This window comes from Vibrio sp. YMD68, assembly GCF_029958905.1.
Taxonomy (GTDB): Bacteria; Pseudomonadota; Gammaproteobacteria; order Enterobacterales; family Vibrionaceae; genus Vibrio.
This window is the reverse complement of sequence record NZ_CP124614.1, coordinates 2,606,591-2,628,896: the sequence shown is the minus strand read 5'-3', so window position 1 is coordinate 2,628,896 and position 22,306 is coordinate 2,606,591. Positions and strand designations below refer to the sequence as shown.

Sequence of the window (22,306 nt, the reverse complement as noted above, 5' to 3'; positions counted from 1 at the left end):
GGAAATATCTTCGCGATTGCTTTTTCTAGGTTGCCTTGTCTTCACGAAACTGCCTTGTCTTGAGAAACTACCATGTCTTCACGAAACTATTTAGTCAGCTCGAGCCGGACCAATACTTCCTCAGTAATATCGACGATTTCACCGTAACCAACGGTGGCGCTAATTTCCTTTTCTAGGTTTCTTGCTTGATGCATGCTGATTTGGGTCAGTTCTTCAATATCCTGTTTAAGCAGACTGGTTAAAGGCTCAAATATTGGAGCACCGGATACTCTGAGCACGTAGAAATCCCCGACGGCCATTGCCTTCTTAATGAAAATTAACCTTTCTCTGATGTTCTCAAATTCACTGCTGAGTTTCGTTTGCAATGATTGAATACGATTACCAAAAATGACGGCTGAAATGTAAATCTCATGATATTGAGGGACGGCTCCTTCAATGCGTTTCATTGGTACAGAAAGCAGTGTATTCATTCGACCCTTGTAAATCGGTTCTAATGAAAATTGCTTCGCAATACCAAGGCGAGCCATTAATACCAAATGAGGTGGAAGAGGGTAATTAACGCCTATCACCATGGGCACTAATGACCCTTTGATTTTTTCAACAAAAACAGGATTGCTCACCATTTTATCAAGCAGAATATTATGCAGCCCTTCAAGCAATTCGTTGCTGGGTAATAACTCTTTCTTTTTGGGTAGCTTAGCTTGATTATGTTTGATCAATCGGTCAAAGAACGCGATGGTACTTAAATTACTCGTCGACTCATCAATGCTGAGTTGAATCTTTAAGTTGTCTGCGCTAACTCGAATAACGTGGTACTGAACATCACTCAGTGGCAAGGACTTATCGTATAATTGAAGCTCACGCAGATTGATGCTGCATGCTTCATTTGCTCTGAGTTCACTGGGTTTATCGAGTTGAATGCTCAAGCCATGTTTGGATAGATCGATGGTGTGCCCTGTCATTGGGCTTTCTAGATCGATGGTTAGCTCGATGGGCGACTTAAAATGATAGCGAGGCTCTTTGCGGCGAGATTTGGCATCAAAGTAGATAGAAGTCGGGTTTCCGCAGACACGACGAGTGTGCCTAAATCGATTGAGTGCTTTACTCGGTAGTTTCGGTTTCTCAGTAAAAAGATAATCAGCTGCGGAATCCGTATCCGCTATTTCTTGAAGAATACCACAATGAGAGAGTGGTTTAGTGTCAATGCCTAACTCATTGGCGTGCTGCGATAGCTGCTGACATTCTGGGTCTGACAGCTCAAAAATAGAAAGCTTAAACGCCTTCCAGCTCTTTCTTTTCGCACCAACGTGCCAAAACAACTGGCGTTCTTCTCGGGTCGCTTCTGGCATCATCATTGAAAAAAACAGTGACTTTCCATCATGGTCATGAGTAAACGAATAAATGGTATTACTGCAACCACGGATTCCTTCAGTGGTTAACAAGGACATGCGTTGCTCATGAAACAAAGAGCCGAGAGCTTGTTGGTTTCGTTCGTCTTGCCAGTAATTCCAAATAGGCAAATTGTTCTCAGTCATCAAGACGAGCTTCAATTCATTACCACTAAAAAACACCGGTAAATTACAGGTGTGTTTTAAATAGGTATGTTCGTAACCTCGGGTGCGGGCGCGAATGATCTTATCTTGGTTATCGTGACGCACTTTTTGTGCACTGTTTTGTAGCGATTCTTCAATAACTTGATTGATGACGTCGGAATCTGACAATTTGAGGGTTCGAATGAATTTAACCGCGTCATTTTCATAGCTATCGTCAATGCCGACAATTCGGTAATTAAGCGGTAGATGGATGTCTTCAACTTCAGAGGACTTCTGTAATTCAACAAATGAAACACTGATCAATTCGCCCAGCTTATAATTGAATGCCGTGGGCACTTTGAATTTTGCTCCGGAAGGCGACAGATCGATACTCACGGCATGAACAATCTGTTTGTTTTGCAGTTGGATCTCGACTTGAGAATACACCTTAAGTCGATTTTCTTGTCGCTTCAGGTCATACCCTAGAGTGATGGGTTCGACATGAAATGGGCTACTTTCAGCCGATAACTCTTTTTGCGTGGGAACCCCATTTTGTTTCATCACCCGAAAATTATTTTTGGTGTTGATCAGCGCTTCCCAAACGCCTTCAGTATAGCCTCGGAATTTTCTAACGTTTTTATGGTATGCATTAAAGGCAACGTCGTCCAACCAGTGTTTTAATCCGTCGAGTTCATATTCTCGGCATTCGCCCTGCACTCGTCCACGCAAGTCGATAGGTTTAGTACAAGGTGCCATCACGCGGTTTAATTCCATCTTGACCAGCAACTTAGCCGACGGGGATTCATCTTCTGTCATTTGAGATAGAAGGTAGTCGAAATCCTCCGAATGATAAGCGGGGATGAGTCTCTCTGCGATAGATAGAATTTCAGATTGCTGCATAGTTTTCTGTTAAAGTACTCCGTTGCAATAACATCGACATATTGACCAAAATCTTTAGCCTTTATGTTAATTTGGCTGAAGATTATATAATGTTAAAAATCACTTGAGATGTCACATAGTTTAACAAAGGGTTTCATAGTTAGTTTAGTAAATTATGTGTTGTCAGTTTAGTTAATTGAGGAAACATGGCTAAGGCAAAGCGTGCATATGTTTGTAATGATTGTGGTGCGGATTTCCCTCGCTGGCAAGGCCAGTGTAATGCGTGTGGCGCTTGGAATACGATCACCGAGATTCGTATAGCGGCCTCACCAACGGTAGCTCGTAACGAGCGCTTGTCAGGGTATGCAGGAGCCGGTTCCGAATCAAAGGTGCAAGTTCTATCTGAAATAGACTTGCAAGAAGTTCCACGATTTAGCAGTGGTTTCAAAGAATTTGATCGTGTACTCGGTGGTGGAGTTGTGCCTGGCGCCGCAATTTTGATTGGTGGTAACCCTGGGGCAGGTAAGTCAACATTGCTACTTCAAACCATGTGTTTGCTTTCTGCTCAAATGCCGACGTTATACGTTACGGGTGAGGAATCATTGCAACAAGTGGCCATGAGGGCGTCTCGTTTAGGATTGCCTAAAGAACATTTGAAGATGCTGTCAGAAACCAATGTCGACAAAATTTGTCAAATCGCTGAAAAAGAGCAGCCAAGAATCATGGTCATTGACTCCATTCAGGTAATGAATGTTGCCGATGTACAATCTTCTCCGGGCAGTATCGCTCAGGTGAGAGAGTCTGCGACCATGTTAACGCGTTACGCTAAGCAGAATAACGTTGCCGTGTTTATCGTCGGCCATGTGACCAAAGACGGTACGCTAGCGGGCCCTAAAGTACTTGAGCACATTATTGATTGCTCGGTGTTGCTTGATGGCGGTGCTGACAGTCGTTTTAGAACCATGCGCAGCCATAAAAACCGTTTTGGCGCCGTCAACGAGTTAGGCGTTTTTGCTATGACAGGGCAAGGCTTGAAAGAGGTGAGTAACCCATCGGCTATTTTTCTGTCTCGCGGTGAAGAAGAAACGTCAGGCAGTTCAGTCATGGTGGTTTGGGAAGGTACTCGTCCACTTTTAGTTGAAATTCAAGCGCTTGTCGACTATTCACAGCTGGCAAACCCGAGAAGAGTGTCCGTTGGTTTGGATCAAAATCGATTATCACTACTGTTGGCGGTGTTGCATAAGCACGGCGGGTTACAAATGGCCGATCAAGATGTGTTTGTCAACGTCGTTGGTGGTGTAAAAGTGGCGGAAACTAGTGCCGACTTGGCGCTTGTCATGGCATTGCTATCGAGCTTTAAAGATAGACCGTTGCCAAAGGATGTCGTTGTCTTTGGTGAGGTGGGTCTTGCAGGAGAAATTCGCCCGGTACCCAGCGGGCAAGAGCGCTTAATGGAAGCGTTTAAACATGGTTTTAAGCGAGCGATTGTTCCTGCGGCAAATATGCCTAAAAACGGCATTCAAGGAATGCAGATCCACGGTGTTAAAAAGTTGTCGGATGCATTAGCTGCTTTTGATGAGCTATAAAACATATTCAACAATTAGGTTTGTAAATCAGAGCGAGTCAAAATAGACTACGCTCAATATCGTTTATCTAGAGTAGTAAATATAATAAAAATGTATCCATTGCATATTTATGATTGATTTTAGATGAGCAGTAGCCTATAAAAGTTTTTTATCATCTCGTACACGCAAGGGTATCAGTCTTGACGGATTGTGGTATACTCTGCGCGCATTTTATATCCTATTAACAGAGTAAAACGATGACTGATTTATCAAAATACAGAAACATTGGTATTTTCGCGCACGTTGATGCGGGTAAAACCACTACAACTGAGCGTATCCTTAAACTTACTGGCCAGATCCACAAAACTGGTGAAGTTCATGATGGTGAATCGACTACCGATTTCATGGAACAGGAAGCTGAGCGCGGTATTACTATCCAGTCTGCAGCTGTAAGTTGTTTCTGGAATGACCACCGTCTAAACGTTATCGATACTCCTGGACACGTTGACTTCACCGTTGAAGTTTACCGTTCCCTGAAAGTACTAGACGGCGGTATCGGCGTATTCTGTGGTTCTGGTGGTGTTGAGCCTCAATCAGAAACTAACTGGCGTTACGCTAACGAATCAGAAGTATCTCGTCTGATTTTCGTTAACAAACTAGACCGTATGGGTGCAGATTTCTTTAACGTTGTTGACCAAGTTAAAAACGTTCTAGGTGCAACTCCTCTAGTTATGGTTCTACCTATTGGCCGCGAAGATGACTTTGTTGGTGTTGTAGACCTTCTAAGCCGTAAAGCTTACGTTTGGGATGACACTGGTCTTCCTGAAAACTACTCAGTTCAAGATGTTCCTGAGGACATGGTTGATGAAGTAGAGCAATACCGTGAAGAGCTAATCGAAACTGCTGTAGAGCAAGACGATGATCTAATGGAAGCTTACATGGAAGGTGAAGAGCCTTCTATTGAAGACATCAAGCGTTGTATCCGTAAAGGTACTCGTGATATCGCATTCTTCCCAACGTTCTGTGGTTCTGCGTTCAAGAACAAAGGTATGCAACTTATTCTTGACGCTGTAGTAGATTACCTACCATCGCCAACTGAAGTTGACCCTCAACCTCTAATGGACGAAGAAGGCGAAGAAACGGGCGAGTACGCTATCGTTTCAACAGATGAAACATTCAAAGCGTTAGCATTCAAAATCATGGATGATCGCTTTGGCGCACTAACGTTCGTACGTATTTACTCAGGTAAGCTGAACAAGGGTGACACTATCCTTAACGCATTTACGGGTAAAACTGAGCGTGTTGGCCGTATGGTTGAGATGCAAGCTGATGACCGTAACGAATTAACTAGCGCACAAGCTGGTGACATCATTGCAATCGTTGGTATGAAGAACGTGCAAACTGGTCACACTCTGTGTGATCCTAAGCACCCTGTAACACTTGAACCAATGGTATTCCCAACGCCAGTAATCTCTATTGCTGTATCGCCAAAAGACAAAGGCGGTTCTGAGAAAATGGGTATCGCTATCGGTAAAATGGTTGCAGAAGATCCTTCTTTCCAAGTTGAGACTGACGAAGAGACAGGCGAAACTATCCTTAAAGGTATGGGTGAACTTCACCTAGACATTAAGGTAGATATCCTTAAGCGTACATACGGCGTTGACCTAACTGTAGGTGCACCTCAAGTTGCTTACCGTGAAACTATTACTCAAGCAATTGAAGATAGCTACACGCACAAGAAACAATCTGGTGGTTCTGGTCAATTCGGTAAGATCGATTACCGTATCAAGCCAGGTGAACCTGGTTCTGGTTTCTCATTCAAGTCTTCTGTAGTGGGCGGTAACGTTCCTAAAGAATTCTGGCCTGCAGTAGAAAAAGGCTTTGCTGGCATGATGGAGAACGGTGTTCTTGCTGGTTTCCCTACGCTAGACGTTGAAGTTGAACTATTCGATGGTGGTTTCCACGCAGTCGATTCATCTGCAATCGCATTTGAAATCGCAGCGAAAGGCGCATTCCGTCAATCTATGCCTAAAGCTGGCGCACAACTTCTTGAGCCAATCATGAACGTTGACGTGTTTACTCCAGACGATCACGTTGGTGATGTTATCGGTGACCTTAACCGTCGTCGTGGCATGATCAAAGATCAACAAGCAGGCGTAACTGGCGTACGTATTAAAGCTGATGTACCACTTTCAGAAATGTTTGGTTACATCGGTCACCTACGTACTATTACTTCAGGCCGTGGTCAATTCTCTATGGAATTCCTACAGTACTCTCCATGTCCAATGAACGTGGCAGAAGAAGTAATCGCTAAAGTTAAAGAAGAAAACGCTAAGAAATAATCGTTTAACTCTCTAACTGAAAAAGCCCCACTAGTGAAAGCTAGTGGGGCTTTTTGTTTTCTGCAGTTTGTTGCTTTTTCACAGCTAGGTACTTTTCACTGCTAGGTACCTCTTACTGCTAGGACTTTTCATGATTAGCTGCTTTTCATATATGGCAACTTTTTCACATATTGCCACTTTGTGAGAGCCAAAAGTGGTCCAATCTAACCTTTTAGATCTACGTAAATCTGCTCTACTTTAGCGCGAGCCCATTCTGTTTTACGCAGAAACTTAAGGCTAGATTTAATGCTCGGTTCACTCTTAAAACAGTTGATATTGACCATCTGGCTGAGTCTTTCCCAGCCATAGTGTTCGACGAGCTCTGTGAGCAGTTTTTGCAGTGTAATACCATGAAGTGGGTTGTTTTCTTGTGTCATTGGATTCCAATTTTTCCATATTTAGTCGTCATCATTCGCAGAAGTCCCGAGATGACTAGGGTGTCGGACTCTAATCAGACAGTATAGCAATTCTTGTGAATTAGTTTTGTTTCCATTTTAAAGAGTAGTCGCTTTCTTTAATAATGAGTTTCTCGTTATCTAATTCAGAAAAAATCCGAATTTGATGCTTGATCCACTGTTCAAACTGCAGGATTTTTTCACGGCGAAAGTAACCAGCAGGTGCACATAGGTAGTAGCTAAATCTGGGCTTGAGTGCGATGTTCCCAATTCTAACCAGTTTCCCTTCTTCGATGTAGCGTCTCGCTAGGCTATGTTTTACCAAGGCAACCCCTTGGACAGAGAGAGCTCCCTCAAGAACGAAATGAGAGCCATCGTACTGTAACGTCGATTGGCCTGCTTTCACTTCCACAGTATCTAACCAGAGCTTCCAATCCATATCTGGCCAGCGGTCTTCAATTAATTCCGCCTTATACAAATCTTCAATACCATAAATGGCATTTTTTTCTTGATAAATAGGGTGGCAAACCGGATAGACCACTTCATCCATCAGCCAACGACTTTCAACATTTTTATAATTTCCCTCACCATAGCGTATACAAATATCCACACTAGAATCCAGGAATGAAACCAATTGATTGCTGGGTTCAATGAGCATTGATAGCTCTGGGTGTGCTTCTCTAAATTGACCGATTCGGGGAACGAGCCAGTGCTGCGCAAACGAGGGGAGGGTAGAAATTGATAGCTGTGTTGGATTGGGGTCTTGATTAACTTGGCGTATCCCCTCTTGCAAATGGGCAAAGCCTTTTTTAGCTTGGAGGTAAAGAATTTCACCTTCGTGAGTTAATACGACTTGACGGTGCTGACGAATAAATAGGTCTGTTTCTAACCACTCTTCTAGCAGCCTGATTTGTTGGCTAATCGCAGCGGGTGTCACAAATAACTGAGTGGCTGCGGATTTGAAACTGCCAAGTTCTGCAGCGGTATAAAAATAATAGATTCCTTGAAAAGGAGGCATTCGCTCATTCACATTAGTTTTCCTTAACTTAAAGCCAATTTCTATCGTTTGTCCTACCAACCATAATGGTTGATTATTGGCCTTGTCAACGGAGTTACGAGCAAAGGGGAAGAAATATGGATACTGCAATTACAAATATACAAAGAAATCGTCGTTCTCTATTAATTGGCCTGGTTAAGGTTTTCTTTACTAAGATTGCTCAGTGGCATGAAATCTATCGCTCTAGAAAAAGGCTGTCGGAGATTCCAGATCATTTACTTGAAGATGTCGGTTTAACGAAAGAACAAGCCCAAATCGAATCCAGGAAGCCATTTTGGCAATGAGTCAGTTTAATCCTATGCCACTCTTTTTACTCAGCAAGACTCGAATTAGAAAGAGTGACACTAACGGTTTAGTTTTGAAGGTTAGTGCCTTATTTCTTATTTTCATTGCAACAATCATGGACAGCATCGGTTAGGCTTTTAATAGGTCGGATACTTCTTCATGTAGCCATTCAGTAAACGCAGCAATACGTTCCTTCCTCGGTGAAGCAGGATCAAAGCACAGGTTTACTTGAACGCCTGGTGTCATCCCAATGTTAAAAGGCTTTACGAGTAGACCGCGTTCGATGAAATCACCGGCAAGGCTGTCCGTTGCAAGGCAAACACCATGACCCGCCATGACCGTGGTTAATCCCATATCAAAGGTACCGACTTCCATCCACTGTATCGTACGAGTTTGAGTCGAGATGTTGGCTTGTTTGAACCATTCTTCCCAAGGGAAGCAACCGCTATCAAACTGAATCAGCCAACATTTGAGGAGTTGTTTAGGTGATGTGAAGTTCAAAGAGTTTGCGAGTTCAGGGGAACAAAAAGGGTAAACCGGTTCGTTGAAAAGCACCTCAAGTGCCAAGCCTTCTTCAACACATAGATCTTCGCCTTGGCGAATGGCTACATCAATCTCACCGTGCTTTAAATTTGGAGTATCACACCCTGTGAGTACCTTAATTGGGATCTCTGGGTGTCTGACTGAGAACTTCCACAACCTTGGCAATAACCAGCGTGAAGCGAAAGAAGGAGGGCTTCTAACAACAAGCAAGCCTTGAATGGGCTCTGACTGGATCTTGTTTAAGCCCAATAAAACCTCTTTAAACCCATCTGAAACGTGTCTGAAAAGCGTACGTCCTTCATGTGTTAGAGTCATTTCTCGGCCTTTACGAACGAAAAGCTTACACCCGACCTGTTCTTCTAATTGTCGTATCTTCTGGCTGACAGCGGCTTGGCTAACAAAGAGTTCATCTGCAGCTTTACTGTAACTGCTTAAACGAGCTGCAACTTCGAAGTAACGTAGACCTGAAAGGTGGCGTAGTCGATTGTCCATAACTTCTACTTATAATTAATGTAAATATTGGTTGTTCGCTTATCGAACAGGTTGTTTTCATAATAACGATAGAACGGTGGCAAGTACAGGTGTTGAATGATGGAAGCGTTAATCGGTTGGACAAAGATGTTTGGTACTAAGTTATTTAAAAATAAATATATTAATGAAGGTGAGGTGATTGGTAAGCCGAATGAAATGTTGTGTGCAGAGCAATTGAGTCGTCGAGTAAAAGAGGATCTGGGGCTAGACAACGAGAACAATGACACCTCAGACTACACCAAATATCTATAATTTGGGCTTATAAAAAAGGAGCCGTAATGGCTCCCTTTCGATTTTAATTACTCTTCCCAGACCACGAATTTGTCTTTAGGCCAATTTGCTCCTAACTCATGGTATTTTTGCTCTAATACATGTCGTTTAATCTTGAGTGTTGGAGTTAGGATATTATTCTCAATACTCCACGGTTCTTTGATCATTAACACGCCTTTGATTTTTTCATGTGAACCTAGCTGAGCGTTCATTTTTTCAATCACTCTTTTGGTTGTGCGCTCATAACGTTCCTTGTCAAAATTAGGGAAGTCATGAGGCACGACGAGTAATATTGGCCCTGGAAGCCCAAGACCGATAAGGCACATCATCTCAACTCTGCTGTATTCGAAGAGTTTTTTCTCGATAGGAACCGGCGCGACAAACTTCCCTTTTGCGGTTTTGAAGGTGTCTTTTTTACGCCCTTGAATAGAAAGGTAACCTTCGGAGTCAATAGAGCCGATATCACCTGTGTGCAGCCACCCTTCATCATCAAACGATTCTTTGGTCGCGATATCATTTTTGTAGTACCCAGAAAATATGCCTTTACCGCGCACCATGATTTCACTGTCTTGGGCGATTTTCAGTTCAATCCCAGGACCTGCATTACCCACAGTCCCAATCTTGTCTTCTCTAAACGGGTGATTGATCGTGCTATAAGCAAAGGATTCCGTCATTCCCCACGCTTCGGTAATGTTCAATCCAATACTGTGGTACCAATCGAGTAAAGCCGCTGAAACCGGTGCCGATCCACACCCGAGTACTCTGGCTTGATCAAGCCCTAACCCATCGGCTAGCTTCTTCTTAATGAGCGTGCTGACAAACGGAATCTTGAGCAGAAGATTCATCTTGCGTGGTGGCAGCTTGTCTTGAATACGTTGCTGGAACAGTGTCCACAGCCTAGGGACTGAAATAAACAGTGTTGGACGCTGCATTTTTACATCTTCGATAAAGGTATCTAACGACTCTGGGAATGCGGTTTGTACACCACCTGCAATAGAGCACCCAAAGATATACACTCGTTCAGTAATGTGCGCGAGCGGAAGGTAAGAAAACAGTCTGTCACCGCCTTGAATGCCTATATGGTTGATCAGTTGTTCAACCGACCAGCTAAACGCACCATAGGTCAGCATCGCACCTTTAGGTTGCCCGGATGTGCCAGAGGTGTAAACCAATGACATCAGTTTGTCGTCGCAATGTTCAGGGCGAAATGTTGACGGCTCAGATGATGCAATCAGTTCTTCAAATTGGTGCTGACAGTTAGGTGCACTATCGTAAGGGAGAGCAATACTGATGAGGTGAGGCTGGCTAGCAAGAACCTGTTGCGTTGCTTTAGAGTCGTCCAGTTTTCCAGCAATGATGAATTTACTCTCACTGTGAGTCGCGCAATACTCGATGGTATCGGCCCCTGCGGTTGGAAAAATAGGTACACTGACAAAGTCGCCAAGCATGATCGCCAAATCACAGATAAACCACTCTGCACAGTTCTTTGATATTAGCGCGATTTTATCACCAGGCTTAGCCCCTAATGTATTCAATGCACCGACAAGGCGTAGCGCTTTATCGGCGACTTCAGCGTAAGTGAACTCAACAAACTGGCGATTGATGATTTGTTTTAAGTACACTTCATTAGGGCGCTCTTGAGCCCATTTCAAAATGAGTTCGTTTGGTGGGGGAAGAGTGCAGGTTGGTTTGGATATTTGATTAGGCTGAATCATTCTCTAACTCCGTGTAATAACAAATGATGTAATTATTATTATGTTAATTTAATGTTAACTATCGGTTAACATTAGCATGTTAGTGAGTTGAGTGAAAAGTTAACCGCGCCTTTTTAAGTGATTAGAGTGATCTATCTAATAAAATTGTCTGAAAACACCGGGAGAAATGCCGGTTTTCTTCTTAAACATACGAGAAAAATAGGAAACATCCTTGTAGCCGCATTGGTAAGCGATGACCGCAATCTTATTTTTTTTGTCGTCCTGTAAGAGTTGTTTTGCTCGCTCAATGCGTTTGGTGGTTAGGTAATCTCTAAAGCTGATCCCCACCGATTGATGAAACATTCGTGAAAAGTGACTGACGGAGTAGTGGCAATAATCGGCAATATCCTCTTCTCTGATCGTTCGCGATATATTCATGTCGATATAGCGGAGTACCTCGATAAGATCCTTGTTGATATTCTGTTCGTCTAAATCCTCTTGTACTTTGTGCAAGGTGAATATGGATTGATGATCAGTGAATCGATAATGAATATTGCGGCTAAGTTGTTCGCACCATTCAGTTACATCAAAACGGTTGAGATCGAAGTGATCAAAAACAACATCCAAAGCAAGAATGTCCTCTTCAATGTCGCCTTTGTGTATGAGGATCAGTTTCTTATGAAGGTTTTGGCATATTTTGATGGCAGTCAATAGAAGGGGATGGTTGACGTTTTTATCGAAAAAGAAAAAGCAGATATCAATAGTGGGTTCGCTTAAGACCGACACATCATGACCACTTTCTATAATGGTAAAGAACCTTTCTATACTAAACAGGGTATCCCTTTGAATATACGAGATAGATTGCCCAATCCACTGGCCTGCATGCAAAACAGCCATAGTCCACACCCTTAAATTAGCTAATCCTTAATCACTAGTTTAAGGCTAGCCTTAGACTGGCGTTTTTCCAGAGATAAAGACGAATTGAGTGAATTTAATGATAGAGCTATCACTGAGTTTGAAGTTTCGTGTGATATTAGTTCATATAATCTCTCATATTTTATTGTGTCAAGTATCAATAGTGAGACTGGATGTTGGTTGTTCTTGGGGGATATAGAGGAGGAAAGCCTTTGTTGTTATTTGTATTTAAAACAATGCATTAGATTTGTTGTTCTTGTGGAGGATATTTCTAAAGCCAAGAATTTTGACCATATCAACTGCTTTATTGTCAATGATGGCCTCTTAGTTAAGGGTAATTCATGACAAAAAAGTACCAAAATAGATTAGGAAAGTCCTAACGGATAGTTTTATTAATGTCTAAATTATCAGTTAGCAATTGAGTATGAATTGCCTTTTGGAAGGAGACCCAATGATGAGTAATTTAGTGAATTTGATAAAAGATTTTATGAACGATGAAGAGGGGCTAACGGTGGTCGAGTATGTGGTTGGTGCTGGATTGCTAGTGGCTGGATTAGCGGGAATATTTGGTACATTTAGTGACACATTAACAACTGAATTGGGCAGTGTCTTTGACGAGGCTCCAGCTGAATAGTAACGAGGTCTATTCGGCAGTGATTCAACTTTTAGTCTATTCTACGTAGTACTGGCTAGGTCTTATAAGGTCGTTCCTTGTAGCGCTTTGCCAGTACAATTTAGGAGACTTAAAGATGAAACATTTTCTAAATGTATCTAAAGAGTTTTTTGCCAACGAGGAAGGGCTCACTGTGGTGGAATACGTCGTTGGTGCTGGTGCCATGATTATCGGCCTTTCTGGTTTTTTCACTGTGGTATACGGAATTTTAACCGATGAGTTTGAGTCTGTTTTTAGTGGTAGCGAATAACGGCTCTCTTTTAGGGACAAAACGCTATGGGGTATCTTATTTGGGCAGGATGGCTGGTCATTGCGATCACTGATGCAAGAGAAAATCGAATCCCCAATATTGCGCTTCTCTATCTGTTGGTGTTGACCATCGCATACCAATCTTTTTCTCATGACCCTCTGCTCACTATTGGGGGTTCATTGGTAGCAGGCCTAGTGATGTTTCTTGGTGGCTTTGCTTTGTATATCGCACGAGCAATGGCGCCTGGCGATGTAAAGCTCTTAGGGGTTGTTGGCGTCGTCATGGGTTGGGGACAGTTGCTTGATACGGTGTTTTGGATTGCCATTTCAAGTGTGCTGGTGGGTTTATTGTACGGCTCAATGAGAATGGCGGAAGATCCTAAGTTGTTTCAACAGATGATAAGAAAGTACACGATGATTCTATCTTATGGTCGAGCTTATGGTCGAGGTTCAAAAGTGGAGGGGGATATGCTCGCCAAGAGTAATGCCCAGATGTTACGAATGCCTTTTGCTCCTGTGGTCGTGATCGGGTTAGCCATGCAAAGCTATTTTTAATGGATTAACACTTACATTGGTGACTCGATATTGAGTGAACCGATGACAACAAGGAGTCTCTGTGAATACGACAAATCAAAAAAGTCTACATAGAGAAGAGTTAACTCCTCAAGCAGACGCACCTAAAGTCCCCACATCATTTGATGAACTCGGGGTTCCTAGGGCTGTTGTAGAAAATTTATTGATTAAACACATTGCCGCCTACCCCAAGTCCGATCTGCTCAATCTCACGCAACTTATGTGCATCAACAGTCACCTTATTGAAGCCATGATTGGAAATCTGAGGAAAAAATCTCTTGTTGAAGTCTTTCAGGCTGAAAGCGAAGGCTATATGTCTCAGCAGTCAGGAGGAGCCGTCCGCTATGCGTTATCCGCAACAGGTGTTCAAGAGGCTGACAACGCTTTTGCTAAAGACGCTTACCTAGGGCCAACTCCCATCTCGTTAAGCGAATACGATCAGATGGTAAAAGCGCAAGATGTACGCGCTCGAGTGGTAACGAAAGCCGATGTCACTCACGCGTTAAGTGATGTGTATGGCGCAGAACGGATGATCTCAGTATTAGGGCCAGCCATTAATTCTGGTCGAGCGTTGCTGTTATATGGTGACGCTGGTACCGGCAAAACATTTGTAGCCACTCGAATACTCAATTCTCTCAATACTTCGGTTTATATTCCTTTTGCGGTATACGCAGCCGGTAACATCATTAAAGTTTTCTCTCCTCAGCATCATAATCGAGTCAACAAAAATAACGACCAACAGAGTTTGCTATTCAAAGAGCAGTTTGACAGACGCTGGGTGTTATGTGAACGCCCTAGTATTCAAGTTGGGGGCGAATTGACGATGGATATGTTGGAGGTGAATCACAGTGAACACAATCGAGTCTGGATGGCGCCGTTACAGATGATGGCAAACAATGGCATCTTCATTATTGATGATTTAGGGCGTCAGCCCATGCCGGTTGATACGTTACTGAATCGTTGGATAGTCCCCATGGAGTACTTTTTTGACCACTTATCCTTGCCAAATGGTCAGCAAATAACGATTCCTTTCATCCTGACTCTCGCCTTCTCAAGTAACTTGGATCCTGAAAAAATCAGTGATCCGGCTTTCTTGCGACGTTTGGGGTACAAGATTCAGTTTTATCCATTAAAAGATAATGAATATCAGATGCTTTGGGAGAAAATGGCCAAAGGCAAAAACCTCTCCATAGCGTCTTCGGTCTTCGAAAGTTTAATCAGTTTACATCGTCAACATAGCGTGGGTTTTTATCCCTGCTTGCCCAAAGACATGGTGGGTATCAGCCGAGATATCATTGCATTTGAAGACATTGAGCCCGTAATAACGCCGGAAGTACTTTCACGGGCATGGGAAGTCTACTTTACCGCTGACGGTAAAGGTGGAGGTGCTAGATGAGTAAACAACAAGTCGTTTTATTGTTTTTGTTATCCATTGTTTTTGGTTTAGGTGCGGTATTTTTTGCTAAACAGTGGATGGATAGACAAGTACAGCCCCAAGTCACAACGGAAGTCGTAGAGCGAGAGCCCGTGGTCATCGCCGCGCAATCAATCCCCGCAGGCACGGTGATAGAAGCCCTGCATTTAACCTCTAAATTACTGGAAGTCAGCTGGCGAGATTCTGATCAATTTGTCGATCAAGAAGCAGTCATCGGGCTCGTGGCGAACGCCGATATTTTCCAAGGAGAGTTGATTAACCCGTTGCGCGTTACTTCAGGGGCGGTTGGTTCAACTCTGGCATCCTTGATTTCAGAAAACATGCGGGCAGTCACCATTCGAGTGGATGATGTGATTGGGGTGGCTGGGTTCTTATTGCCCGGTAATCGAGTCGATATATTGAGTACGATTAATCACAGTAAAACGTATACCAATACGTCCACAGTCCTCAAAGATATTAAAGTGCTCGCCGTCGATCAAACGGCGAGAACACAAGAAAATGCGCCTGTCGTCGTGCGTGCTGTCACACTAGAAGTGACACCAAAAGACGCAGAAAAGCTGTTAACGGCTAAGAGCAAGGGAATCATTCAGCTCACATTAAGAAATCCTCATGAACCAGAGGAAGTCGTGGTGAAGCGGCGGGTTGCACCAAGTGTCACGATAATAAAAGGGACGCAGTCTACCAATATTCGAGTTAAGGACTGAGGTGCACTATGAGAAGCATAATATTATTCGCCACCCTATTGTTGATGTGCAGTTCCACTGTCGTCATTGCATCAACCCAAACCGGAAAAACAGTGAAAGTTCCCCATCACAAATCGACGCATGTCAATCTGTCAGCCAAAGCTAAGCGTGTCTCATTAGGGGACCCTGAAGTACTGGATATTGTCATGCTGAAATCTGATGAGTTGTTTCTCATTGGCAAGAAACTAGGCTCGACAAACTTAATGGCCTGGGACAGTCGAGGTCGGTTAATTGAATCGATTGATATTGAAGTGACGCATGATCTCAATAGTTTGAAATCTAAGTTATATGAGTTTCTTCCAGACGAAGATATTAAAGTACATAGCGCTCAAAATCGATTGATACTCAGTGGTCAAGTGAGCTCTCAAGAAAAGATGAATGTGGCATTGAGAGTGGCAGAGACTTACGCAGTCGGACAAGAGGCGGATGAAGAAAAAGAATCCCTGAGCTCACAAGTGAAACAAACGGGTGTCATCAACTTAATGTCGATTGGTGGGGCGCAGCAGGTGATGTTGGAAGTGACGGTGGCTGAAGTGCAACGAAGCCTTGTGCGTAAGTTTGATGCGAACTTCCACTTCTTCCAAACCAGTGGCTCTGAAATAGGTTGGGGAGCCGCTTCGGTTGGCAGTGCATTATCCGGAACAAACCCCATATTTGAACTACCAAGCTCGTCTAATTACGGGTTGCTCGGCTCCTTTGTCGATGGCAATACATTGTTTAGTTTTGCGCTTGATGTGGCCAAACAAACAGGCGCTGCCAAGGTGTTGGCAGAACCTAATTTAACCGCATTGAGTGGATCACGAGCTGAGTTTTTGGCGGGGGGAGAGTTCCCTATTCCCGTCCCCGATGATGATGGGATCACGATTGAATACAAAGAGTATGGCGTTGGGTTGAAGTTCATCCCCACGGTGTTAAGCGATAAAAAAATCAACCTAAATCTTGCGGTTGATGTCAGTGAAATTGCCAATTCAAGCTCACTGACACTGAGCCCAGGAAGCACTAACGGAACCTATGTTATCCCTCCGATTACTCGCCGTAGTGCATCTTCGACATTGGAGCTGGCCGATGGGCAGACTATCGGTATTGCAGGTTTATTAAGCGAAAATGTCCGTGATGTTGCAACCAAAATGCCCGGTTTTGGGGATATTCCCGTATTAGGGCAACTGTTCAATAGCCAAGAATATGTCTCAGGAGAGACGGAACTGGTTATTTTAGTGACCCCCCGCCTTGCAAGCCCCGTAGATAGAAACCGAATTTCACTGCCAACGGATTCCTTTGTCGAACCTAATGATGTGAAGTACTACTTACTCGGGCAAGGGGCTTACATAGCAGAGCCAAATAAACGTAATGGGGAAACCACAGAGAATGTTACGGAATTCATGGACTATTCCCAAGGTGGCTCAGAAGGCTCCTTTGGACATAGCCTGTAGGAGGCAAAATGAACGGACTAAAAATAACAATCATAATGTGGGTTATTGGCACAAGTGTTGGGTGCGCCAATGATCAACCTTTGGGGCATCATGTTGCCAACTTAAGAGCCGAGCAAGTTTATAACCCCAATGCGACCAAAGAGAATGAATCAGTGATTCCATCAGGCAGTGGTGAGCGAATGGAAGGGGCTTATCAAACCTATACAGGAGCAGAAAATAACGGTTTGAAAGGTACTGAGAGCCAAGTTTTACAAGGGTTTGCACAATAATCTCCCTTAAGGACCACAAGATGAAAGGCACAAAACAGACAATCAGTAGGAGGGGAAAGGCATCAGGATTGGTGCTTGTCATGGTGACGGTTGCAATGGCTGCGCTGATTGGTGTTGCGGCTCTTTCAATTGATGTAAATCACGCATTAATGAATAAAACACGTTTACAAAACAGCGTTGATGCAGCGGTCCTTGCGGCGGCTTTAGTCATCGACAATGGTGGTTCCACCGCTGAAGCGACCAGTGTTGCCAAGACCACGCTAAACAATGTGGCGGGTGCGAGCGGTAACAGCGAAATGGACTTTTCAAGCGCGACGATTTTAGTCGATTTTTCCAATGATCCTGCCTTATTCCCTGATGGGAGTTATACCAGTGCAGACGATACCTTTGTTAGGGTGTCGGTTGCAGGTTATTCATTGGACGATTTTTTCATCCAGATTTTTGGTCACGACAAAATTATTTCAGCCAGTGCGGTAGCAGGTCCCAGCCCTCCAGAAGAAATTCTGGTTAATATTGTACCGATGGCGGTTTGTGAAGGAGAGGATGTAGGGGTCAACGGATTTAATGAAGGTGCGTTGTATGCATTAAAACTACCTTCAAATCAAAATTCAAATATGGGTTCTGGAAATTTCCAATTACTTGATTTTGGCTCTGGTGCAAGTACCGTTCGAGACGCATTGGCGGGTGGATTTGAAACAGAGATAAATATTAACGATCCTGTCTTAACTAAGCCTGGTAATACTGTCGGTCCAGTTGGCCAGGGGCTGAATACTCGATTTGGTATTTATGGGGGGGGCGGTGTTAATTCAAATGATCATCCATCAGATGTGTATATCAAGCAGCCCTCTAACGGCCCAAATATGGACAACAATGGCAACATTACTTATACCGATTCGTCTGGGGCTGGTGGAAAACCGTGGGGGTATTCTGACTATAAAGCTGCGTTGCCAGATTGTACTGGTGATAGCGATTGTCGAATAGCGCAAGGTGGTCAATATAATAGACGTATTCTTCCTGTCCCCATTGTTGATTGTACTGATGCTAAAGGTGGTTTTAATTCATTTGATATTACCGCGATCGGCTGCTTCTTTTTGTTACAACAAGCCCCAACAAGTAATGGCAGTAAACAGCCTGTATTTGGAGAGTTTATTGAAGACTGCAGTGTCACGGGCGGGGTACCGGGTCAAGGCAGTGATGTTGATGGGCCTTATCGTATTGTTCTTTATAAAGACCCTTTGGCAACGGAGTCATGATATGAGCATACAACGAAAGCAGAAAGGCATTGCTGCGGTAGAGTTTCTCATTACGGTTCCTATTTTAGTCTTAATTATTGGTGGGGTGACGGAGTTTGGTAATGCTCTGATTGATTATAATACGTTGAATAAAATGGCGAGAAATGGAGCGAGATACGCAACGACCAATGTATCGGGTACATCCAGTTACGATCACATTGCCGATGAAACCGAAATAAAAAATATGGTGGTGTATGGAACCGCCTTGATTGGTGATTCGAGTACCCCTTTAGTTCAAGGCCTTACCCCCAGTGATGTTTCTATCAATCATTCCAATCAATATGTGACGGTCACCATAAATCATACCTATACTCCTATAACAAACCTATTTTCTTCCAGTTTTAACTTTGGTGTCCCACTTAATACGTCTGCAATGATGAGGACGGCACCATGAGAAGCCAACGAGGCATCACGATCATAGAGTTTACGCTCATTTCAAGCGCCTTATTGGTGTTGATTCTGGGGGTGATTGAAGTCGGGCGCTACATGTACTCGCTGCAGCTGATTAACGAAATGACGCGCGTCGCGGCTAGATTGGGAGTGGTATGTAATGTGGCAGACAAAGATGAAATACCGGGGTTAGCGGTCCCGAGAAATGCCCCTGGAGGGTTTACGTCGGCCAATTTGTCTTTGGAATATTTGAACGAAACAGGGGCTGTGATCACCGGTGATCCCTCTGTGGATCCGGAAGTATTTTTGGATATTCGGTATGTAAGATCGGAAGTGGTTAATTTTGAATATCAATTTTCTGGCTTACTCACCTTTTTACAAGGCGTCATTATTGTTCCGAGCTTTGAAACCACTTTACCAAGGGAAAATCTAGGTGAGATCAGAGGCTCGAATACCGATACGGATTGCTAGAGGAGCGTACGATGGGAGAGGCGGTGGAGCTAACTAGAAATGATGGAAGTCAGATCCGTTTAAAAACCAACCTGAATGTTTGGATCTTTTATTCGAGCGATCGCTTTCAATTGCATATTAGTCAAGAGCTAGCGCATTGCCAGAGCATCAGCTTTGAGACGATCTCTTTGCATAATTTGGTGGTTGCAAACCTCGCTCAATTTACCCCACCTGATCTGATTTTTGTTGAAACCGGGCCTAATTGGGCTCAAAAGATCATCGAGCTTCAGCAATACGAAGGGCCGGCAACAGAAGGCTACGAGGCATCTTTGATTGTGTTTGGCAATGAAAATGATAATGGCGCGTTAAAGATTGCCCTTCGCATTGGCGCCGCGGATTTTGTTTCTGATAAATCAGAGATCAACGCACTCATCCCCATGCTTAAAAATATTTCTGAGGAAAAAATTGCCAATCGAAACTTAGGCCAAATGTTTGCTTTTATTAATTCAAAAGGGGGATCGGGAGCCTCAACCCTTGCATTGAATTCCGCGATGAGCATAGCAAAAGAGTACCCAGAACAAGTGTTGCTGCTTGATCTCGATTTGCAGTTTGGTGTCATTGAAGATTATTTAAATGTGTCTTCGCCGTACAGTCTTTCAGATGCCATTGCGAGTGTCTCTGACTTAGATGAAGTGTCACTAGGCAGCCTTGTGACAAAACATGCTTCGGGGTTACATGTGCTCGGATTCAAGCATGAAAACACCCACGATAACTACGACAAAGCAAAGCACATCAATAAATTGATACCTATACTCAGGGAGTTCTACCCTTACGTCATTATTGATCTTTCTCGCGGGGTGGATCGGCTGTTCACCTCTGTGATTACACCCGTGACGAAAGTGTTTCTTATTACTCAGCAAAACTTGGTCTCGATTAAAAACACCACGCGGATTGCAAGGCTGCTTGCATTGGACTTTGGCATCACTAAAGAGCAGCAAGAGATTATCGTCAATCGTTATGAAAAGCGGTTATCGATCAAATTGAAAGACATCGAAGGGACGATTCAAGGCGTCAAGGTCCATATGGTGCCTAATGAATTTAAAGTCGCTATAGAGAGTGCCAATTTGGGGCGGCCATTTATTGAGTCAAAACAGAAAAGCTCGATAGCGAAGTCAGTGGCTAAGTTCACTTTAACTATGATGCCTGAACAAGAAAAAAAACAAGGTTGGTTAAAGAGTCTGTTTTCCTAAGGAATAGGGAGGTTGCATGTTTTTTAAACGGAAAAATATTAACCCTGAATTACAGGAAAAGCTGGCTTCGGTCGATAGTCATTTCGCCAAGACAGTTGAAACTGGCGAAGCAGCGGGGCCTGATGATTCTCAGCCTAAAGAAGTCGAGCTGTCTAAAAACATAGCCGAACGAAAGGCACGGGACCTTCAAGAGAAAGATAAAGCGGTAGACGATGCAAAAAAGCAGCTAGAACAAGAGCTCGAAACCAAGCACTATTATCATCAACGTCTTTTGGAAACTCTGGACCTTGGATTGCTCGCTAGCTTAGAAAAAGAGCGAGCTAAAAAAGATCTTCATGATGCCATTGTTCAATTAATGGCAGACGATCAAACTCATGCATTAAGTGCTGAAGGCCGAAAGCGGGTGATCATTCAAATTGAAGATGAAGTCTTTGGCCTTGGGCCTTTAGAACCGCTTCTTCACGATCCCACCGTATCGGATATTTTGGTGAATGGGCCCAAAAGTGTCTTTGTGGAACGCAGAGGTAAATTAGAATCCACCCCATACACTTTCTTAGACGATCGGCATTTAAGAAACATCATCGATAGAATCGTTAGCCAAGTTGGCCGTCGTATTGATGAAGCATCCCCAATGGTCGATGCCCGTCTTGCGGATGGCTCACGTGTCAATGCCATCATTCCTCCGCTTGCTTTAGATGGGCCTTCCGTCTCTATTCGCCGTTTTGCTGTGGACAAACTCACCATGGACAACTTACTGGGTTACAACTCGCTGTCTGAGCCGATGGCTAAATTTGTTGAGGCAGCGGTGCATGGCGAGTTAAACATCCTTATTTCTGGTGGTACGGGCTCTGGAAAAACCACCACACTGAATATTTTTTCGAGCTTTATCCCCAGCGATTGCCGAATCATTACCATTGAAGATTCAGCAGAACTTCAGTTGCAACAACCTCATGTCGTTCGTCTTGAAACTCGCCCTGCTAACCTTGAAGGTAAAGGGGAAATCACCCAGCGAGACTTAGTGAAAAATACCCTGCGTATGAGGCCCGACAGGATTGTACTCGGAGAGGTGCGTGGCAGTGAAGCTGTGGATATGCTGGCCGCAATGAATACTGGGCATGATGGTTCATTGGCCACAATACATGCGAATACCCCAAGGGATGCACTCAGTCGTGTTGAAAATATGTTTTCAATGGCAGGGTGGAATATCTCGACGAAAAATCTCCGATCGCAAATCGCTTCCGCCATTCACTTAGTGGTTCAGATGGAGCGTCAGGAAGATGGTGGGCGTCGTATGACGAGTATTTCGGAGATCAATGGCATGGAAGGTGAAATCATCACCATGTCAGAAATATTTAAGTTTCAACGTCAAGGTATGGATGAAGATGGCAAAGTGATTGGCTATTTTACCGCGACGGGTGTTGTTCCCGCTTGCCACGATCAGTTGTCAAAAAAAGGGCTGCATATGCCTTTTGAAATTTTCAACGAGACCTATCAATAGGAGTAAC

General features: G+C 43.7%; 22 protein-coding genes. 16 read left to right on the top strand and 6 right to left on the bottom strand.

Annotated features, from left to right (window positions below; genetic code table 11):
* Positions 1-86: 86 nt before the first annotated feature.
* A complete protein-coding gene (locus QF117_RS17940) occupies positions 87-2,432 on the bottom strand; it encodes a PilZ domain-containing protein (protein ID WP_282387338.1) in 2,346 nt (781 codons plus the stop codon).
* 185 nt (positions 2,433-2,617) lie between these two features.
* Here QF117_RS17940 and radA point away from each other — a divergent pair, with 185 nt between their 5' ends.
* Both radA and fusA read left to right on the top strand, forming a co-directional pair.
* A complete protein-coding gene (radA, locus tag QF117_RS17935; RefSeq protein ID WP_282387336.1) occupies positions 2,618-3,997 on the top strand; it encodes a DNA repair protein RadA in 1,380 nt (459 codons plus the stop codon).
* A 236-nt stretch (positions 3,998-4,233) separates the two neighbouring features.
* Complete coding sequence (gene fusA / locus QF117_RS17930) at positions 4,234-6,318, top strand: elongation factor G (RefSeq protein WP_282387334.1); 2,085 nt, start codon at positions 4,234-4,236, stop codon at positions 6,316-6,318.
* A gap of 203 nt (positions 6,319-6,521) precedes the next feature.
* On the opposite strand, the gene QF117_RS17925 is transcribed toward fusA, so the two are convergent.
* The gene (locus tag QF117_RS17925; RefSeq protein ID WP_282387333.1) at positions 6,522-6,734 is read right to left on the bottom strand and encodes a VF530 family protein; all 213 of its coding nucleotides are present in this window, start codon (positions 6,732-6,734) and stop codon (positions 6,522-6,524) included.
* A gap of 100 nt (positions 6,735-6,834) precedes the next feature.
* Positions 6,835-7,782 (bottom strand): LysR substrate-binding domain-containing protein, encoded by a 948-nt coding sequence (locus tag QF117_RS17920; protein WP_282387332.1) that lies wholly within the window; start codon positions 7,780-7,782, stop codon positions 6,835-6,837.
* Positions 7,783-7,886: 104 nt separating this feature from the next.
* Here QF117_RS17920 and QF117_RS17915 point away from each other — a divergent pair, with 104 nt between their 5' ends.
* Complete coding sequence (locus tag QF117_RS17915; protein WP_282387331.1) at positions 7,887-8,093, top strand: DUF1127 domain-containing protein; 207 nt, start codon at positions 7,887-7,889, stop codon at positions 8,091-8,093.
* Between the two features lie 130 nt (positions 8,094-8,223).
* On the opposite strand, the gene QF117_RS17910 is transcribed toward QF117_RS17915, so the two are convergent.
* Positions 8,224-9,129, bottom strand: coding sequence for a LysR substrate-binding domain-containing protein (locus tag QF117_RS17910; protein ID WP_282387330.1), 906 nt, complete (start codon positions 9,127-9,129; stop codon positions 8,224-8,226).
* A gap of 96 nt (positions 9,130-9,225) precedes the next feature.
* On the opposite strand from QF117_RS17910, the gene QF117_RS17905 reads away from it, so the two are divergent.
* Positions 9,226-9,420: a hypothetical protein gene (locus QF117_RS17905; protein ID WP_282387329.1), complete on the top strand. Its 195-nt coding sequence runs from the start codon at positions 9,226-9,228 to the stop codon at positions 9,418-9,420.
* A 47-nt stretch (positions 9,421-9,467) separates the two neighbouring features.
* Here the strand turns inward: QF117_RS17905 and QF117_RS17900 are convergent, their stop codons facing one another.
* Together QF117_RS17900 and QF117_RS17895 are read right to left on the bottom strand one after the other, a co-directional pair.
* Positions 9,468-11,153, bottom strand: a complete 1,686-nt coding sequence (locus QF117_RS17900) for an AMP-binding protein (RefSeq protein WP_282387328.1) — start codon at positions 11,151-11,153, stop codon at positions 9,468-9,470.
* A 135-nt stretch (positions 11,154-11,288) separates the two neighbouring features.
* Entirely contained in the window at positions 11,289-12,029 is a 741-nt protein-coding gene (locus tag QF117_RS17895) for an AraC family transcriptional regulator (RefSeq protein WP_282387326.1), read from the bottom strand.
* Between the two features lie 472 nt (positions 12,030-12,501).
* Here QF117_RS17895 and QF117_RS17890 point away from each other — a divergent pair, with 472 nt between their 5' ends.
* From QF117_RS17890 to QF117_RS17835, 12 genes are all read left to right on the top strand, one after another.
* Complete coding sequence (locus tag QF117_RS17890) at positions 12,502-12,681, top strand: fimbrial protein (RefSeq protein ID WP_026026527.1); 180 nt, start codon at positions 12,502-12,504, stop codon at positions 12,679-12,681.
* A 115-nt stretch (positions 12,682-12,796) separates the two neighbouring features.
* Entirely contained in the window at positions 12,797-12,970 is a 174-nt protein-coding gene (locus tag QF117_RS17885) for a hypothetical protein (RefSeq protein ID WP_282387324.1), read from the top strand.
* 26 nt (positions 12,971-12,996) lie between these two features.
* Positions 12,997-13,524 carry a prepilin peptidase gene (locus tag QF117_RS17880; RefSeq protein WP_282387323.1) on the top strand — a complete coding sequence of 176 codons (528 nt, stop codon included), beginning with the start codon at positions 12,997-12,999 and terminating at the stop codon, positions 13,522-13,524.
* A 61-nt stretch (positions 13,525-13,585) separates the two neighbouring features.
* Positions 13,586-14,938, top strand: coding sequence for an AAA family ATPase (locus QF117_RS17875; protein WP_282387322.1), 1,353 nt, complete (start codon positions 13,586-13,588; stop codon positions 14,936-14,938).
* A complete protein-coding gene (gene cpaB, locus QF117_RS17870; RefSeq protein ID WP_282387320.1) occupies positions 14,935-15,681 on the top strand; it encodes a Flp pilus assembly protein CpaB in 747 nt (248 codons plus the stop codon). The genes QF117_RS17875 and cpaB overlap by 4 nt, the downstream gene beginning before the upstream one ends.
* An 8-nt stretch (positions 15,682-15,689) precedes the next feature.
* Positions 15,690-17,150: a type II and III secretion system protein family protein gene (locus tag QF117_RS17865; protein WP_282387318.1), complete on the top strand. Its 1,461-nt coding sequence runs from the start codon at positions 15,690-15,692 to the stop codon at positions 17,148-17,150.
* A gap of 8 nt (positions 17,151-17,158) precedes the next feature.
* Entirely contained in the window at positions 17,159-17,419 is a 261-nt protein-coding gene (locus QF117_RS17860; RefSeq protein ID WP_282387317.1) for a hypothetical protein, read from the top strand.
* A 20-nt stretch (positions 17,420-17,439) separates the two neighbouring features.
* A complete protein-coding gene (locus QF117_RS17855; RefSeq protein ID WP_282387316.1) occupies positions 17,440-18,672 on the top strand; it encodes a Tad domain-containing protein in 1,233 nt (410 codons plus the stop codon).
* A gap of 1 nt (position 18,673) precedes the next feature.
* Positions 18,674-19,105 (top strand): TadE family protein, encoded by a 432-nt coding sequence (locus tag QF117_RS17850; protein WP_282387315.1) that lies wholly within the window; start codon positions 18,674-18,676, stop codon positions 19,103-19,105.
* Positions 19,102-19,572 (top strand): TadE/TadG family type IV pilus assembly protein, encoded by a 471-nt coding sequence (locus QF117_RS17845; protein WP_282387314.1) that lies wholly within the window; start codon positions 19,102-19,104, stop codon positions 19,570-19,572. The genes QF117_RS17850 and QF117_RS17845 overlap by 4 nt, the downstream gene beginning before the upstream one ends.
* Before the next feature lie 11 nt (positions 19,573-19,583).
* On the top strand, positions 19,584-20,801 hold the full coding sequence (locus tag QF117_RS17840) for an AAA family ATPase (RefSeq protein WP_282387313.1): 1,218 nt from the start codon (positions 19,584-19,586) through the stop codon (positions 20,799-20,801).
* Positions 20,802-20,817: 16 nt separating this feature from the next.
* A complete protein-coding gene (locus tag QF117_RS17835; protein ID WP_282387311.1) occupies positions 20,818-22,299 on the top strand; it encodes a CpaF family protein in 1,482 nt (493 codons plus the stop codon).
* The last annotated feature ends 7 nt before the right edge of the window (positions 22,300-22,306 follow it).